Source organism: Mesosutterella multiformis (assembly GCF_003402575.1).
Taxonomy (GTDB): domain Bacteria; phylum Pseudomonadota; class Gammaproteobacteria; order Burkholderiales; family Burkholderiaceae_F; genus Mesosutterella; species Mesosutterella multiformis.
Genome location: NZ_BGZJ01000001.1, coordinates 900389 through 914871, shown reverse-complemented (window position 1 = coordinate 914871; position 14483 = coordinate 900389). Strand labels below are relative to the sequence as shown.

Below are 14483 nucleotides of genomic sequence, written 5' to 3'. Positions count from 1 at the left end.
TTCCGCGCTTTGAGACAGCTCATAATTCAATCCTATAGCAAAGCCACATCTGTTGCCGAAAACTTATGCAGATTCCGAATTCATGCATGGTATTAAAATTACCCGGTTAATCATCGTTTTTATCTGGAGTCTCCCTTGAAAACCGATCCCCGCTATCCCCACCTTCACATTGTTGATCATCCGCTCGTGCAGCATAAGCTCACCCTTATGCGGGAAAAATCGTGTTCTACCAAGGATTTCCGTATCCTTCTGAAGGAAATCACGATGCTGATGGGCTATGAGCTCACCCGCGACACCCCCCTCACGACCCGCCGTATCGAAACTCCTGTCGCTCCGATGCGCGCCCCCGTGATCGCCGGCAAGAAGGATGTGATTGTTCCCGTGCTCCGCGCCGGCCTCGGCATGTCTGACGGTCTCCTCGCTCTGATGCCTTCCGCCCGTGTCGGCCATATCGGTCTCTACCGCGACGAAAACAAGCAGCCGGTCGAGTACCTGGTCCGTATGCCTCCGGAACTGAAGAACCGTCGCTGCATCATTGTGGATCCGATGCTCGCCACCGGAAACTCCTCCGTGCACGCTGTCAATGTGCTTCTGAAGCGCGGCGCCATGGAAGATAACATCAAGTTCCTCGCTCTCGTTGCTGCTCCTGAAGGCGTTGAAGTTTTCTTCAAGGCTCACCCGAATATCGACCTCTATGTCGCGTCGGTGGATGAAAAGCTGGATAAGAATGCCTATATCGTTCCGGGCCTTGGCGATGCCGGCGACAGAATTTTCGGCACGCTCTGATCTTTAAGTTTTTCGCTAAATTTAAGGGTTAACCTCTATAAAACCTGATAAATCAGGTTTTATTTAAGGGTTAGCCCTTATTTTTTGACCTTTTATCTTCCTTAATAGGGCTTATTTATTGATATAGGTTAAATTCACTTCCGGTGGCGGAGAGCACAATGTAGGCCATCAGACAAAAGTAGTATGGTCTGCTAGAAAAAATACTTACGCCGGTCAATAAACGGCGACACACTGCAATTTTGGAGACCTGTTCCATGCAACTCCCAGACAATATCCTCCGCGCCCATACGCCGACGCTGGATGAAAACATCAAGGGTGCCATCAACGATAAGGACATGCCCCGCCGCTCCAAGTGGACGGCCTGGTGCGATGTCGCCCAGTCTGTGACCGGTGGTCTGCTGGCCATTTTCCTTTTCTGCCACATGGCATTCACGAGCTCCATCCAGATCTCCAAGGATCTGTTCTGGAACCTGGTGGCGACCTCCGGCCTCACCTTTATCGGCGGCCATCCCCATGAATGGGCTCACGTGATCTTTGTCGGCCTGATCACGCTCCTCATCTGCATCCACGGTCTCTGCGCTCTGCGCCGCTTCCCGAGCAGCTATCATCAGTGCCGCGACATGAAGAACCATGTCCGCCTGATCCACCACACCGACACCACCCTCTGGGCTATCCAGATCGTGACCGCCGTCGTGCTGCTGATCTGCGTCTTCCCGCACGTGATCTCCATGCTGACCAATCCGTCCGGCATCGGCCCCAACCTTTCCGGCGTGCATGCCTATCATGACGGCCTGCTCTACACCTTCATCTTCCTCGTTGCCGCTGAAACGCACGGCCTGATCGGTCTGTACCGCGTGCTCGTGAAGTGGGGCATCTGGAGCGGCGAACGTGAAGGTCTCCGCAAGGCCATGATCGTGATCACAGTTCTGATGATCCTCTGCGGTGCCGCCACCGCCCTGAAGTACTACAGCATCGGCGCTGACCAGGTGAAACTTGGAACCCCGGCTGAACGCTATGTGCCTCAGCATCCCTGGTACGATGTGAACGAGTAATTCCGCTCACTCCGGTCTGACGACCGGAACCAGAGAAAAGCCCCGCAGAAATGCGGGGCTTTTTTTATGCCGGGAATGAAAAATGGGGCTGAACCACGGCTTCAGACCGCTCTCTGAAATGCGCCCAAAATGTTTACTCTTTATAGGTACTCATCCGGAAAAGCCCCTGATCATCTCCTCCATCAGGTGAATACACCGTGGAAAACAGCATGTTTCGCCGGATTCTATGCAATCAGTGCTTCATGAATGCAAGATATCACCCTCCGACATGCCCGATTTCCGGGTTTCTTTATATGTTCGGATATATAAAATCTATCTAAGCATTTTTCCTGAATTCATTAGTACCAAGTCAACCCGATAAAAAATAGCTATCTTTACATATCGTCCTAAATCAAGAATTAGTCCTTTTTTCCTACCTAGTACTACCTCCTTATGAGAAACTAACACCGTCTTATTCTTCTCGGAGTAGAGAGAGAAAAATGATTCCAACAATATTCTGGATTGAACTTCTAGTCGTACTGATCTGCTTGTTCTACGGTGCAAGAAAGGGCGGTATGGCTCTCGGCCTGATCTCCGGTATCGGTCTGATCGTACTGGTGTTCTGCTTCCATGTGAAGCCTGGCAAGCCCCCGGTTGACGTGATTCTGACCATTCTGGCCGTGATCATGGGTTCCGCTACGCTGCAGGCTTCCGGCGGTCTTGACTGCCTGCTGCAGATCGCTGAAAAGGCTCTTCGTTCCCATCCGCGTCTCGTGGTGTACATCGCTCCGTACTGCGCCTGGATCCTCACGATTCTGTGCGGTACCGGCCACACGGTTTACACCCTGCTGCCGATTATTTATGACGTGGCTATCAAGACCGGCATCCGTCCGGAGCGCCCGATGGCCGCTTCGACGATCGCTGCTCAGATGGGCATCATCTGCTCTCCTGCTTCCGTCGCTCTGGTGTCTGCCGTCGCAATTCTTGACGGTCACACTCTGCCGAACGGCCAGGCTGTCAACCTTCTGACGATTCTGTCCGTCACGATCCCGGCTGGTTTCATCGGTGTGTTCGCTGAAGCCACCTACTCCGTGTTCCGCGGCAAGGATCTGGACAAGGATCCGGAATTCCAGAAGCTGATCTCCGATCCGGAGCAGAAAGAGTACGTCTACGGCGACTCCACCACGCTGCTCGGCAAGAAGTTTGCCAAGTCTCAGTGGGCTGCCCTCTGGATCTTCCTCGGGTGCGTGGCAATCGTGGCTGTCTTCGGTGCTACCAAGGGTCTCCGTCCGGTGTTCGGCGGCAAGGCTATGTCCATGACGCTCATCATTCAGATGATGATGCTGACTGCCGGCGCTCTGATGGTGATCTTCTGCCGCACCCGCGCTGCTGACGTTGGCAAGAGCTCCGTGTTCCGCGCTGGCGCTGTCGCTATCGCTGCCGTGTACGGCGTGGCGTGGATGTCTGACTCCCTCTTCCAGGCTCACCTGCCTGAACTGAAGGTTGCTCTGACGGGCGCTGTCACGTCCTACCCCTGGCTCTACGCCGTGGTGCTGCTGGTCGTGTCCAAGTTCGTGAACTCTCAGGCCGCTGCTGTGGCCATCATTCTGCCTGTCGCTGTTCAAGTCGGTGTTCCGACCGGCATCGCAGTCTCCATGATCTCCGCCTGCTACGGTTACTACATCCTGCCGACCTACCCGTCTGACCTGGCTGCTCTGCAGTTCGACCGCTCCGGTACGACCCACATCGGCAAGTTCGTGATCAATCACTCCTTCATTCTTCCGGGTCTGATTGGCGTGATCACCGCTACTGTTGTCGGTGCCATCCTTGGTTACCTCTACGGCTGGCTCTAATTCACAGCGGCTCATCTTGCTGCATCAAAACATAAAAACTGAGAGAAATTAAGACACAGTAGGGCTCCTTCGGGAGTCCTATTTGTTTGCCCGGTGTCAGCTGTATTTCTGATTCAGCTGATAATGATTCATCCATAAAACCGAATATCCTGCTGTCTATGAAAATCCTCTATCTGCAATGCAACATGGGAGCGGCGGGCGATATGCTGACCGCAAGCCTCGCATCACTCCTCCCGGATCCGAATGTTTATCTGGATACCATCAATGGAACGGGGCTTGATGGCGTAAAAACAACGCTCGTCAGATCAGCCTCAAAGGGAATGGCGGGCCTTCACGCCCATGTCGTGATCAACGGCGTTGAGGAAGAAACACTTCTTGCTCACCCGCCGGTTCATCACGCTGAAGAGGATCACCACCATCATCACCATCACAGCCATTCGTCGCTTGCTGATGTGCTGTCGATTATTGATAAGCTGCGTGTTCCGGAGGACGTACGGAAGGACGCCGCTGCGGTCTATCAGAGGATTGCTGAGGCAGAAGCCTCGGCTCACGGTGCCGCGCCGGGAGAAATTCACTTTCACGAAGTCGGTATGAAGGACGCGATCAGTGACATCGTGTCCGTCTGTCTCCTGATCCGGATGCTGGGGGCTGACAAAATCGTCTGTTCCCCGGTCTGTGTGGGAAGCGGTCTGACGTACACCAGTCACGGTTTCCTCCCCATCCCGACACCTGCCACCGCGAAGCTGCTTGAAGGGATCCCGTCTTATGGGAGCAAGTTCCCCGGGGAGCTCTGCACGCCTACCGGTGCCGCCCTGATCTCCTATTTCGCGGATGAATTCGGCGCTATGCCGGCGATGACTCCGATTGCAAGCGGATGCGGCATTGGAGCGAAAGAGTTCCCGGAACCTAACTGCCTGCGATCCCTTCTTGGAGAATCCTCCGAAACGGGAAACGCTGTCACGGACGACGTCGCTGAGCTGTCCGCCAATATTGATGACATGACGGCTGAGGATCTGAGCTTCGCACGGGATATCCTGCTCGAGAACGGCGCGCTTGACGCCTGGCTCACTCCGATCATCATGAAGAAAGGGAGGGCTGCCACAATGCTCTCCTGCCTTTGCCACGCGGAGGATCTCGACCGGATCCAGTCACTCTTCTTCCGTCACACATCCACGCTCGGGATCCGCTTTGAGATCCGTCACCGTGTCATGCTGAAACGGAGTTTCTCAGAGGTGTCCACCCCGGCTGGAGCGATCCGCCTGAAGCAGGCTTCCGGCATGGGGGTTTCCAGAGCGAAGCCTGAGTTTGACGATCTTGCGGCGGCCGCCCGGCGCCTGGGGGTTTCGCTTCGGGAAGTCCGCGAACTCCTGAAGGCGGATAAAGAAAAGTAATCCGCCTCATCATCGCAAAGATAAACCCCGCAGATCAACCAGAGCTGCGGGGTTTTGATCGGTTAAGCGCGGGAATTCAGAATCCGGACCGCCGCGCAGGCAGCTCCATAGCCGTTATCAATATTCATCACGGCCACGCCCGGCGCGCAGGAGCAGAGCATTGAGTGAAGCGCCGTTTCGCCGCCACTCGCGGCCCCATACCCTACGGAAGTGGGCACCGCAATCAGCGGCCTTCCTGTCAGGCCGCCGAGAACGCTCGCGATCGCAGCGTCCAGCCCCGCACAGACAATCACAACACTATGGCGGTTGATCTCGGGAAGACGTTTCTCGAGCCTCCAGAGCCCCGCCACGCCGCAGTCCTCAAAGTATTCGTGCCTTACCCCGAGATACTCAAGCGTGCGTCCGGCTTCATGCGAGACAAAAGCGTCAGAGGTCCCGGCCGTGACAATAGCAACTGAGCCGTAACCTTCCCCTCTCTCCGGCAGCTTTTCGCCATACGCCGTACGGGAAATCGGGTCGTAGCTGTATCCCTCACGGACATCTTCGGGAAGAGCTTCCAGGGCTTTGATACTCAGTCTCGTAAAAAGAATCGGATGCCCGCATCCTCGCCGGAACCTCAGCAACAGCTCCTTCAGGCTCTCGGGATCCTTCCCCTCACTGAACACCGCCTCCGGCAGGCCAATCCGCGCGTCGCGGGCCTCATCAAACAGAATTCTTTCACTCATCGCTTAAAAATAAGACCCCATGGCGGAGCACCGACATGGGGTCAGAGCAGGTTTTATGCCTGGTTAATTATGCTTCCTGAAGACGGGGCACCGTGAGGCTGCCTTCCGGCATCAGAATGATCTTCGGATGATCGCCCACGTAGGTCTTCGCCATTTCGAGCGCTTCCTCAACGGTGTCGACTGCGCCCGTGAAGAGCATTTCCTTCGCCATCTTGCGATCCAGGCTCGTCACCAGAATGAACTTCGCATGCTTCATATTCCGGGTCACGGCATAGGCTTTGTTCGCGCCGATCACAAAGTTATGCTCCAGCTCCGCTTCAATCGCGTCCGGGGAGCCCAGACGGCGGCAGGTTTCTTCCAGCACCTGAGAGCCGCTGCCTTCCTCGCAGTCAGCAAGCAGAACCACAACGCCGCCGTCCCGCACCGCGAGAGAGGCGTTATCCATCGTCTTCTGCATCTGGTAGACGTTGATATCTTTCGGCCAGCCGCCGCAGGAGGCAATCACAAGATCCGCCTTCTGATTGATCACTTCGCCGTAAACCTTGTCAACGAACTCACAGGCCACCTGATGGGCTTTCACATAGTCACCGGCAAACATCTTCAGGAACTGATGTTTGGCGTTCAGCACCGCGTTGAAGAGGAAGAGCGAGCGGCCCTTTGCAAAGCGAGCCACACCTTCCATCTGGTCTTCGTAAACAGGGTTGCCCACCGTCTTGCCGAGGCCCGCATGGGGATCCAGCATGAAGCTGTGATTCTTGCGCACGGTTTCCATCGCGGCGCAGCCCGGAAGAACGGCCTTGCGTCCTCCGCCGTAACCAGAGAAATAGTGATAGACAATCGTGCCGGTCAGAATGACATGATCCACGTCACAGATATTCTTATTGATCAGCACAGGCGTGCCGCGGGAGGTCTGACCAAAATAGAGGAAGTCCTGATCCACATGGCAGTCCGAATTGATCATCTTCACGCGGGAAGCGACTTCCGCCCCCACGGCTTCAACCATTTCGTCATGCGTCATATTGCGGTGAGTGCCGAGCGAGAACACGATCTTCATGTTTTCGTCCGGAACACCAAGCCGGTTCATTTCATCAAGGAACACCGGCATGAAGTCGTACGAATTCGCAACGCGCGTGAGGTCGTTGCAGATGAAGGCGACCGTCTGCCCCGGCTTTACGATTTCATCCAGCGGCGGGCATCCGATCGGATGGCGGATGGCTTCAAGCACCCCGCCTTTGATATCCGTCATCGGAGCGAAATCCTCAGTACGGATCTCCTTCAGGACGAGCGAGTCATCCAGAGAGAACTGCTTGCGGCCACGCCCATAGGCGAAGTCATAGCTACGAATTGCCATTTGAACCTCAACTTTCTTCAGAAGGAAAGAAAAACTGCGAGTAAATGTTCTGTTCAGAAGCGCTGTTTCCGCAGCGGTCTGTCAGGCGAAATGCACCCGGGTAGGAAGATCGGTCTGCTGAGAGGAAGCGGCCGAATCCGCTGCAGGTTCGTCAGGGCTCTTGAAACCCCGCTCGCTCGCCCAGACAGCGGCTTCAACGCGTGAGCGGAAGCCAAGCTTCTTCAGCATATGTTTCACATGCACCTTGACCGTGCCATCGGTAATGGAGAGACGGGCCGCGATCGACTTGTTGCTCATGCCCGAGGCGATATAGCTCAGCACTTCCTGCTCGCGGGAGGTGAGGCAGTCAACATTCCGCTCCTCTTCTTCGTTCCCGTTTCTGAGCGTCAGCGCGAGCACATTCGTCAGACTGTCACTGATCACCATCTCGCCCTGCAGCACGCGGCGGATCATGGTCACCATGTCATCAGGCATGTGGTTCTTTGTCAGGAATCCATCTGCCTCGAGGCGGATCGCCGCCATCAGTTCGTCGTTATGAGCTCCCTGCAGGAGAATCACGCCTTTGCAGGCTTTCTTCTGCTCCTTCACCTGGCGAAGAATCTCCAGCGCCTTATGGTCAGGAAGCGCGAGATCAATAATCACCATGGTGAAGTCCTGAGTGGAAATATCCGACTCTGCCTCGGATACAGAACCTGTCTCCACAACGTCAGTAAACACCCCTTTCTGCTTCAGAAGCTGAGCCAGGGCCTGACGAAAAATGGGGCTTTCATCCACGATCAACAGCGTCCTCTGCCCGTGTTCTTCGACCATTTTGTCCTCTTATTTACCTACGCATGGATCCTCACCCGCCTCCACAGGAGCTCGGAATCCATGGTCAGGAAGGGTACTCACAATACTACAAAAGGATTATGAACTTTTCTCAACAAGGAGTGTTAGATACAGCGTATTGCTGTACTCATTTTGATAGATATTCAGGGTAAATTCTGATATTTTTCTATCCCTTCTCGGGTAGACGCCCGGCACCAAAAGCCTCTGGAACCGCTTTCAGAGTGCTTTTAAACTATCTCCTCAGGAATAATCCTCAGTTTTTCCTATTCTGTTTCCTATCCCCCCGTCGGGATGATTAGAATACAGACACTTTTGACTTTCTGTTCATCTTCAGCACCGTCAGGCGCCGTTGATGAGGTTTTATCTGAACATTCATTAAGGTACTAGCATGTCCGGTCATTCAAAATGGGCCAACATCCAACACCGCAAGGGTCGTCAGGATGCGAAGCGCTCCAATATGTGGACGAAGATCGTCCGTGAAATCATCATCGCGGCCCGCACTGGCGGCGGCGGTGATCCCGACATGAACCCGAAGCTCCGCCTCGCCCTCGTCAAGGCCCGCGGTGCCAATGTCCCGAAGGACACGATCAAGAACGCCATTCTGAAGGGCACCGGCCAGCTGGAAGGCGTGAGCTACGAAGAAGTCCGCTATGAAGGCTACGGCGTTTCCGGCGCGGCCCTCATCATCGACTGCACGACGGATAACAAGGTCCGTACGGTGTCTGATGTCCGTCACATCCTTACCTCGAACGGCGGTTCGCTCGGCACTGAAGGCTCTGTGGCCTTCATGTTCAAGCACTGCGGCCTGATCGTGCTGCCCTCGGGCGCCGATGAAGACAAGGCGATGGAAGTCGGTCTGGAAGCGGGTGCCGAGGACGTCGTGGCAAATGAAGACGGCACGATCGAAATCGTGACGCCCCCCACGATCCAGGAATTCGAAGCCGTGCAGAAGGCTCTGGAAGATGCCGGCATGACCCCCATCTACGCTGAAATCACGATGAAGCCGGTCAACAAGACGGTTCTCTCCGGCGAAGATGCTGAAAAGATGCAGCGCATCATCGACGAACTGGAAGACAACGACGACGTGAGCCAGGTTTACTGCTCCGCCGAACTCGACCTTCCGGAAGACGAAGAGTAAGAGCAATCAGGGCGCTCCCGCGGTTCGGCCTGCCGGACCGCCCTTCTGCTCAGGATTCACATGGCCGTGTTCTTCAACACGGCCGTTTTTTATATTTGGCGCTATTTTCCACGCTCATCTATAGCATGAGCGCACTATGGAGTTCTCTATGAAAGTTTTGGTTGTCGGCAGCGGCGGTCGCGAGCATGCTCTTGCCTGGCGTATCGCTCAAAGCGAACATGTTCAGACGGTTTACGTTGCCCCCGGCAACGCTGGGACCGATGCGGATCCTCTCCTCACGAACGTTCCCGTCAAGGCGACGGATCTTGAAGGCCTCCTGAAATTCGTGCGCGAAAACGGCGTCGACTACACCGTGGTCGGCCCCGAGGCACCGCTTGCCGCGGGCATCGTGGACGTCTTCCGCAAGGGCGGCGAAAAGATCTTCGGGCCGACACAGGCTGCCGCGCAGCTTGAGTCCTCCAAGGATTTCGCAAAGGCCTTCATGAAGCGCCACGGTATTCCGACGGCTGAGTATCAAACCTTTACCGATGACAAGGCCGCCCGCGAGTACATCCTTCAGCACGGCGCTCCGATCGTCGTCAAGGCTGACGGTCTTGCCGCCGGCAAGGGCGTGATCGTGGCAATGACGGTTGAAGAAGCTCTGAAGGCTGTCGATGACATGCTGGAAGGCAACAGCTTCGGCTCCGCCGGCTCTCGCGTGGTTATCGAAGACTTCCTCGATGGCGAGGAAGCCTCCTTCATCGTCGCCTGCGACGGTGAGCATGTGATTCCGATGGCAACCTCCCAGGACCACAAGCGTCTGCTTGACCACGACAAGGGACCGAACACCGGCGGCATGGGTGCCTACTCCCCCGCCCCCGTGGTGACGCCTGATGTCTATCAGATCGTGATGGAAAAGGTGATTCGCCCGGTGATCGATGGAATGGCTTCTGAAGGTCATCCGTTCACGGGCTTCCTTTACGCCGGCCTCATGATCAGCCACGCGGCTGACGGCACGCCTGTCGTCAAGGTGCTTGAATTCAACTGCCGCATGGGCGACCCGGAAACGCAGCCGATTATGAGCCGCGTGAAGAGCGATCTCTCTGACGTGTTTGAAGCCGCGATCGACGGCCGCCTTGATCAGGCCAAGATCGAATGGGATTCCCGCGTGGCGCTCGGTGTGGTCTGCGCTGCCGAAGGCTATCCGGAAAGCCCGAAGAAAGGCGCCGTGATCACGTCTCTCCCTGAGAATGACGAAACGCATCACGTCTTCCATGCCGGTACGGCCTGGGACGCGGAGCACCGCATGATCGTGAACGGCGGCCGCGTGCTCTGCGTGGTCGGGCTGGGTGACGGCATTCGCGAAGCCCAGGCCCGCGCGTACGAAGCCGTGCGCAAGGTGAGCTGGCAGGGTATGCAGTACCGCACGGATATCGGCTGGAGAGCGATCAAGTAAGTTTTTCCGCTCAGCCGGGTTCTGTCGCAGCTCCCCAAAAAGCCTTCCTGCTTTTTGGGGATTTTCATCCGACTCACTGCCTCTCATCCCGGCTTTTGTGGTACTTTCTGTGACAAGAGGCGCGCCGTTTCCGCGCCTTTCCGCACATTATGAAAACACTTTCATCTTTCAAGCTCCTTATTGGCGCAGTGGTCACGGCGGGTCTGCAAACCGCCGCTTACGCGTCTTCCGTTGCCGAGCCTTTCGCTTATCCCGAAAGCCTGGTGGCCGGGCGTCCTGTTGAAGGCAAACCGGTTACTCAGGGCATCCGGATCGGGTCCGAGGAAGTTACGCTCGAATCCACCCCCATCCGGGATCTGGCGAAGAAGCTTCACTTTTCGCTGATGCGTGAGGGAGACGGCGACTACACCCGCGACTGGACCTGTCTCACGACGGGAAGCGGGAGCGATGATTTTTCAATCTGGCTGATTGCAACCGGTTCTCCCGCTGTTACTGAGGCTCAGATGGCGTCAAATGGTCTCAGTCCGCGCGGCAAAGGCACGTGCCATCTGCTGAAGGGTTCTGAAAAGAATGTCTCCATCGGCGGCATCACGCCCGGCATGACCTGGAATCAGGTACTCGCCAAGTTCGGCCAGCCCACCTACGCGGCAGACGATGACTGGTACTTCTGGTCCACGAGCAAGACCATCGAGGAATTCAGCAACAGCCGCGAACAGATGAACTGGACAGGCGTACAGCTGGAGAAAGGACGGGTTTCCCGGCTGTTTTCAAGCCAGGCCACCAATCCATGAGCCAGGACGCCTTTGAGGCAAGAAAAGGCATCGGCCTTCTCGGCGGTACATTTGATCCGATCCATCAGGGGCATCTTGCTCTCGCCGCTTCGGCGCTAGAGCAGCTGAAGCTTCAGCAGATTGATTTTCTCCTTGCCCCCCGCCCGTGGCAGAAGAGCGTACTCACGTCCGTCACGGACCGGGCACGGATGATCGAGCAGGCTATCCGGGGGAATCCCCGTCTGAAACTGAATCTCACGGAAGTTTTCCGCCCCGGTCTGACCTATACGATTGACACCCTGAAGGCGCTCCGGGAGAAGCTGGGCGGCAACCCTGTTCCTCTCGTGCTTCTGATGGGGCAGGATCAGTGGGCCAATCTGAAAACCTGGAAATCCTGGCAGGCACTCACGGACTACGCGAACCTCGCGGTTTTCAACCGCGGAAAGAAGCGTCTCTCAGTTCCTCAGGAAATCACCTCCTGGGCTGAGGGAAAAACAGTGCCGCCCGATCTCATCACGGCTTCGCCCTCAGGCTCCGTCTGCTTCTTTCAGATGGCGCCGCATGAAGCGAATTCCTCCGAGATCCGAAAGCTTCTTGCAGAGCCCGCCTCACTGCAAAATGCAATTAAACTTGAGAGTTGGCTCCCGCACGGGGTAGCTCTTTACATCAACCAACACGGGCTTTATCGCCCCAAGCATTAACTTTTATGGATATCAGAAAGCTTCAGCGCATTATCGTCGACGCCCTCGTTGAGATCAAAGGCAAGGACATCGTCGTGTTCAACACGGAAAAACTGACCGATCAGTTCTCGCGCGCCGTCTTCGCCTCCGGAACTTCGAACCGTCACACCGTGGCGCTTGCGGAAAACGTCAAAGAAAAGGTCAAGGCTGCCGGCGGCAGCGTGATCGGTTTTGAAGGCAAGGAATCCGGTGAATGGGTGCTCGTCGACTGCGGCGACGCCATCGTTCACGTGATGCAGCCTCAGATCCGCGAATACTACAACCTCGAAGAAGTCTGGGGCGCCAAGCGGGTCAACATGAAGATTGATCCCGAATACGCCCTCCCGGTCCGCAAGACTGAAAAGGCCTGACGGGGGATACCCGTGAAAATCACCATTGTGGCTGTCGACCTCCGGTCCCCGGCCTGGGCTTCCACGGCGGTTGAGGATTACCTCACCCGCTTTCCCCGGGACTGGAAGGTTGAACTGAAAACCGTCAAGGAAGAACCCCGGCATGGGCAGAGCAAAAGCGACCTGATGGCCGCTGAGGCTGACCGTATCCGCAAGGCCATCCCGAAGGGATCACTCCTCGTCACGCTGGACGAACGGGGCAAGGATCTGACGACAGTCGAATTTGCGAAGAAGCTGAGCGCCTGGCAGGACAGCGGTGAATCCGTTGCCTTCGTGATCGGCGGTACTGACGGCATTGATCCTGCGCTTAAGCAGGAAAGCCGCATGATGATCCGCCTCTCCTCCATGACGCTGCCGCACGCCCTCGCCCGCGTTATTCTCTCGGAGCAGATCTACCGCGCCTGGTCGATTCTGAATAATCACCCCTACCACAGGGCCTAAAGCATGACATCAAGAATCTATCTGGCGAGCAAGAGCCCCCGCCGGCGCGAAATTCTCGCCGGGCTCGGGTACGAGATCTGCCTTCTCGCGCCGGAAGCCTCTCCGGCATCTGCCCCTCAGACTGATGAGGAACGCCGTCCGGGGGAATCGGCCCGCAGCTACGTGCTGAGAACCGCCCGTGAAAAGGCGCTCGGTGCTATCCGGATGATTGAGGAAAAAAAACTGGAAGTGCTGCCTGTCGTATCAGCTGACACGACAGTGGTTTTCGGTGAAACCATTCTGAGAAAACCTCAGTCCGTTGAGGAAGAGCTCCGGTTCCTTGAGCTGCTCTCGGGAAAAACGCATGTCGTCCGCACTGCGGTCGCTGTCGGCACGACGGAAGAGAATCTGGAAACCGTGATTTCCGAGTCCCGCGTCACGTTCTGCACGATGACGGACTCGATGATGAAGCTTTACGCCGGCACCGATGAGCCTTATGACAAGGCCGGCGGCTATGCCGTGCAGGGGCTGGCAGGAGCCTTCATCACGCATATTGAAGGCTCCTACTCAGGCATTGTCGGGCTACCCGTTTTCGAAACGGTTGAACTGCTCAGCCATTTCGGCCGGGGGCTCGAATCACTTACGGCTCCGTAGCCGCCTTCTGAACCCGGACGAGGTTCACTTCAAAGACGAGCGTCGCGAACGGCGGAATCACGCCGCCGGCGCCGTTTGCGCCATAGGCAAGGTGGGAAGGAATCGTCAGACGGCGGCGGCCGCCTTCCTTCATGCCGACAAGACCCTGATCCCAGCCCGGAATCACGTAGCCAACGCCAAGCGGGAATTCAATCGGTTCACCGCGGTCAAGGCTCGAGTCAAACTTCGTTCCGTCCTCAAGCCATCCCGTGTAGTGCACGGAAACCGTGTCCCCGGGCACAGCCTCCGCCCCGGTGCCGGCCTCGAGCTCCTCAATCTCCAGATCGCCCTCTTCGGGGTACTGGTTCGAGCGGGCGCCGACCACTTCAACGTCAAACACGAGAACGGCGTTCGGCGGGATCACATCACCCGCGCCGTCTTCACCATAGGCGAGCTCGGGAGGAATCACGAGCTTTCTCTTTCCTCCGACGCGCATGCTGCGGATACCCTGTTCCCAGCCGGGGATCACCATGCCGCCGCCCAGGGGAAACTCAATCGGTTCGCCGCGGTCGAGGCTCGAATCAAACTTCGTTCCGTCCTCGAGGCAGCCGGTGTAATGAACGGAAACCCAGTCCCCGTCCTTCACCTCATCGCCTTCGCCAACGACGATCTCTTCAATCTTCAATTCACTCATAGTTTCTCCAAAACTTCACTCTCGTGAAGAACCCCCGATCAGAAGTAATCAGGTACAATGGCCACACATGCAGAAAAGCAAATTTTCGGCATTCTTGACAGTTATCCCGCGGCAATCCAGGTTTGCCGGGGTTTCGGCCTGATACAACTAAGCATCTGCCTACGCCTCACAGGTGTCCAGGGTTCACCCCGCACCGATAACAGCGCCATCCTGTCTTCCAATATATTAACCGGGGACTGCCCCAAACCTGGACCAGCTTTCTTTTTTACGACTGGCTCCGCGCAGTTCTCATAGGTTTC

15 protein-coding genes and 1 pseudogene are annotated in these 14483 nt (G+C 56.4%); 11 read left to right on the top strand and 5 right to left on the bottom strand.

All coding sequences use genetic code 11. The features are described 5' to 3' along the window. Nucleotides 1-135: 135 nt before the first annotated feature. The 4 genes from upp (at nt 136) to larC (ending at nt 5061) form a co-directional block, all read left to right on the top strand. Nucleotides 136-786, top strand: a complete 651-nt coding sequence (gene upp, locus M4NBBH2_RS04310) for a uracil phosphoribosyltransferase (RefSeq protein ID WP_022443208.1) — start codon at nt 136-138, stop codon at nt 784-786. Between the two features lie 254 nt (nt 787-1040). Further along, a complete protein-coding gene (locus tag M4NBBH2_RS04305) occupies nt 1041-1838 on the top strand; it encodes a succinate dehydrogenase/fumarate reductase transmembrane subunit (protein ID WP_116269854.1) in 798 nt (265 codons plus the stop codon). Between the two features lie 479 nt (nt 1839-2317). After that, a complete protein-coding gene (locus tag M4NBBH2_RS04300) occupies nt 2318-3670 on the top strand; it encodes an anaerobic C4-dicarboxylate transporter (RefSeq protein WP_116269853.1) in 1353 nt (450 codons plus the stop codon). 158 nt (nt 3671-3828) lie between these two features. Next, entirely contained in the window at nt 3829-5061 is a 1233-nt protein-coding gene (gene larC, locus M4NBBH2_RS04295; RefSeq protein ID WP_116269852.1) for a nickel pincer cofactor biosynthesis protein LarC, read from the top strand. A 62-nt stretch (nt 5062-5123) separates the two neighbouring features. Here the strand turns inward: larC and larB are convergent, their stop codons facing one another. The 3 genes from larB to M4NBBH2_RS04280 all read right to left on the bottom strand — a co-directional run bounded on the left by larB (nt 5124) and on the right by M4NBBH2_RS04280 (nt 7947). Then, nucleotides 5124-5786 (bottom strand): nickel pincer cofactor biosynthesis protein LarB, encoded by a 663-nt coding sequence (larB, locus tag M4NBBH2_RS04290; RefSeq protein ID WP_116269851.1) that lies wholly within the window; start codon nt 5784-5786, stop codon nt 5124-5126. A 67-nt stretch (nt 5787-5853) separates the two neighbouring features. Further along, complete coding sequence (locus M4NBBH2_RS04285; protein WP_116269850.1) at nt 5854-7137, bottom strand: nickel-dependent lactate racemase family protein; 1284 nt, start codon at nt 7135-7137, stop codon at nt 5854-5856. 81 nt (nt 7138-7218) lie between these two features. Then, nucleotides 7219-7947 (bottom strand): LuxR C-terminal-related transcriptional regulator, encoded by a 729-nt coding sequence (locus tag M4NBBH2_RS04280; protein ID WP_116269849.1) that lies wholly within the window; start codon nt 7945-7947, stop codon nt 7219-7221. A 406-nt stretch (nt 7948-8353) separates the two neighbouring features. Between M4NBBH2_RS04280 and M4NBBH2_RS04275 the strand changes: the two genes are divergently transcribed. The 7 genes from M4NBBH2_RS04275 to M4NBBH2_RS04245 all read left to right on the top strand — a co-directional run bounded on the left by M4NBBH2_RS04275 (nt 8354) and on the right by M4NBBH2_RS04245 (nt 13511). Next, entirely contained in the window at nt 8354-9103 is a 750-nt protein-coding gene (locus M4NBBH2_RS04275; protein ID WP_116269848.1) for a YebC/PmpR family DNA-binding transcriptional regulator, read from the top strand. 148 nt (nt 9104-9251) lie between these two features. Continuing rightward, nucleotides 9252-10538, top strand: a complete 1287-nt coding sequence (gene purD / locus M4NBBH2_RS04270) for a phosphoribosylamine--glycine ligase (protein ID WP_116269847.1) — start codon at nt 9252-9254, stop codon at nt 10536-10538. Between the two features lie 149 nt (nt 10539-10687). Next, complete coding sequence (locus M4NBBH2_RS04265) at nt 10688-11329, top strand: hypothetical protein (protein ID WP_116269846.1); 642 nt, start codon at nt 10688-10690, stop codon at nt 11327-11329. Beyond that, nucleotides 11326-12009, top strand: coding sequence for a nicotinate (nicotinamide) nucleotide adenylyltransferase (gene nadD, locus M4NBBH2_RS04260; protein WP_116269845.1), 684 nt, complete (start codon nt 11326-11328; stop codon nt 12007-12009). The genes M4NBBH2_RS04265 and nadD overlap by 4 nt, the downstream gene beginning before the upstream one ends. Before the next feature lie 5 nt (nt 12010-12014). Next, nucleotides 12015-12398: a ribosome silencing factor gene (rsfS, locus tag M4NBBH2_RS04255; protein WP_116269844.1), complete on the top strand. Its 384-nt coding sequence runs from the start codon at nt 12015-12017 to the stop codon at nt 12396-12398. A 12-nt stretch (nt 12399-12410) separates the two neighbouring features. After that, entirely contained in the window at nt 12411-12878 is a 468-nt protein-coding gene (rlmH, locus tag M4NBBH2_RS04250; protein WP_116269843.1) for a 23S rRNA (pseudouridine(1915)-N(3))-methyltransferase RlmH, read from the top strand. Nucleotides 12879-12881: 3 nt separating this feature from the next. Continuing rightward, nucleotides 12882-13511 (top strand): Maf family protein, encoded by a 630-nt coding sequence (locus M4NBBH2_RS04245; protein ID WP_116269842.1) that lies wholly within the window; start codon nt 12882-12884, stop codon nt 13509-13511. On the opposite strand, the gene M4NBBH2_RS12015 is transcribed toward M4NBBH2_RS04245, so the two are convergent. Next, on the bottom strand, nt 13498-13833 hold the full coding sequence (locus M4NBBH2_RS12015; protein ID WP_269148214.1) for an FKBP-type peptidyl-prolyl cis-trans isomerase: 336 nt from the start codon (nt 13831-13833) through the stop codon (nt 13498-13500). The genes M4NBBH2_RS04245 and M4NBBH2_RS12015 overlap by 14 nt on opposite strands. A gap of 48 nt (nt 13834-13881) precedes the next feature. After that, a pseudogene (locus tag M4NBBH2_RS12010) lies at nt 13882-14184 on the bottom strand (FKBP-type peptidyl-prolyl cis-trans isomerase); the annotation flags it as partial. Nucleotides 14185-14483 lie beyond the last annotated feature (299 nt).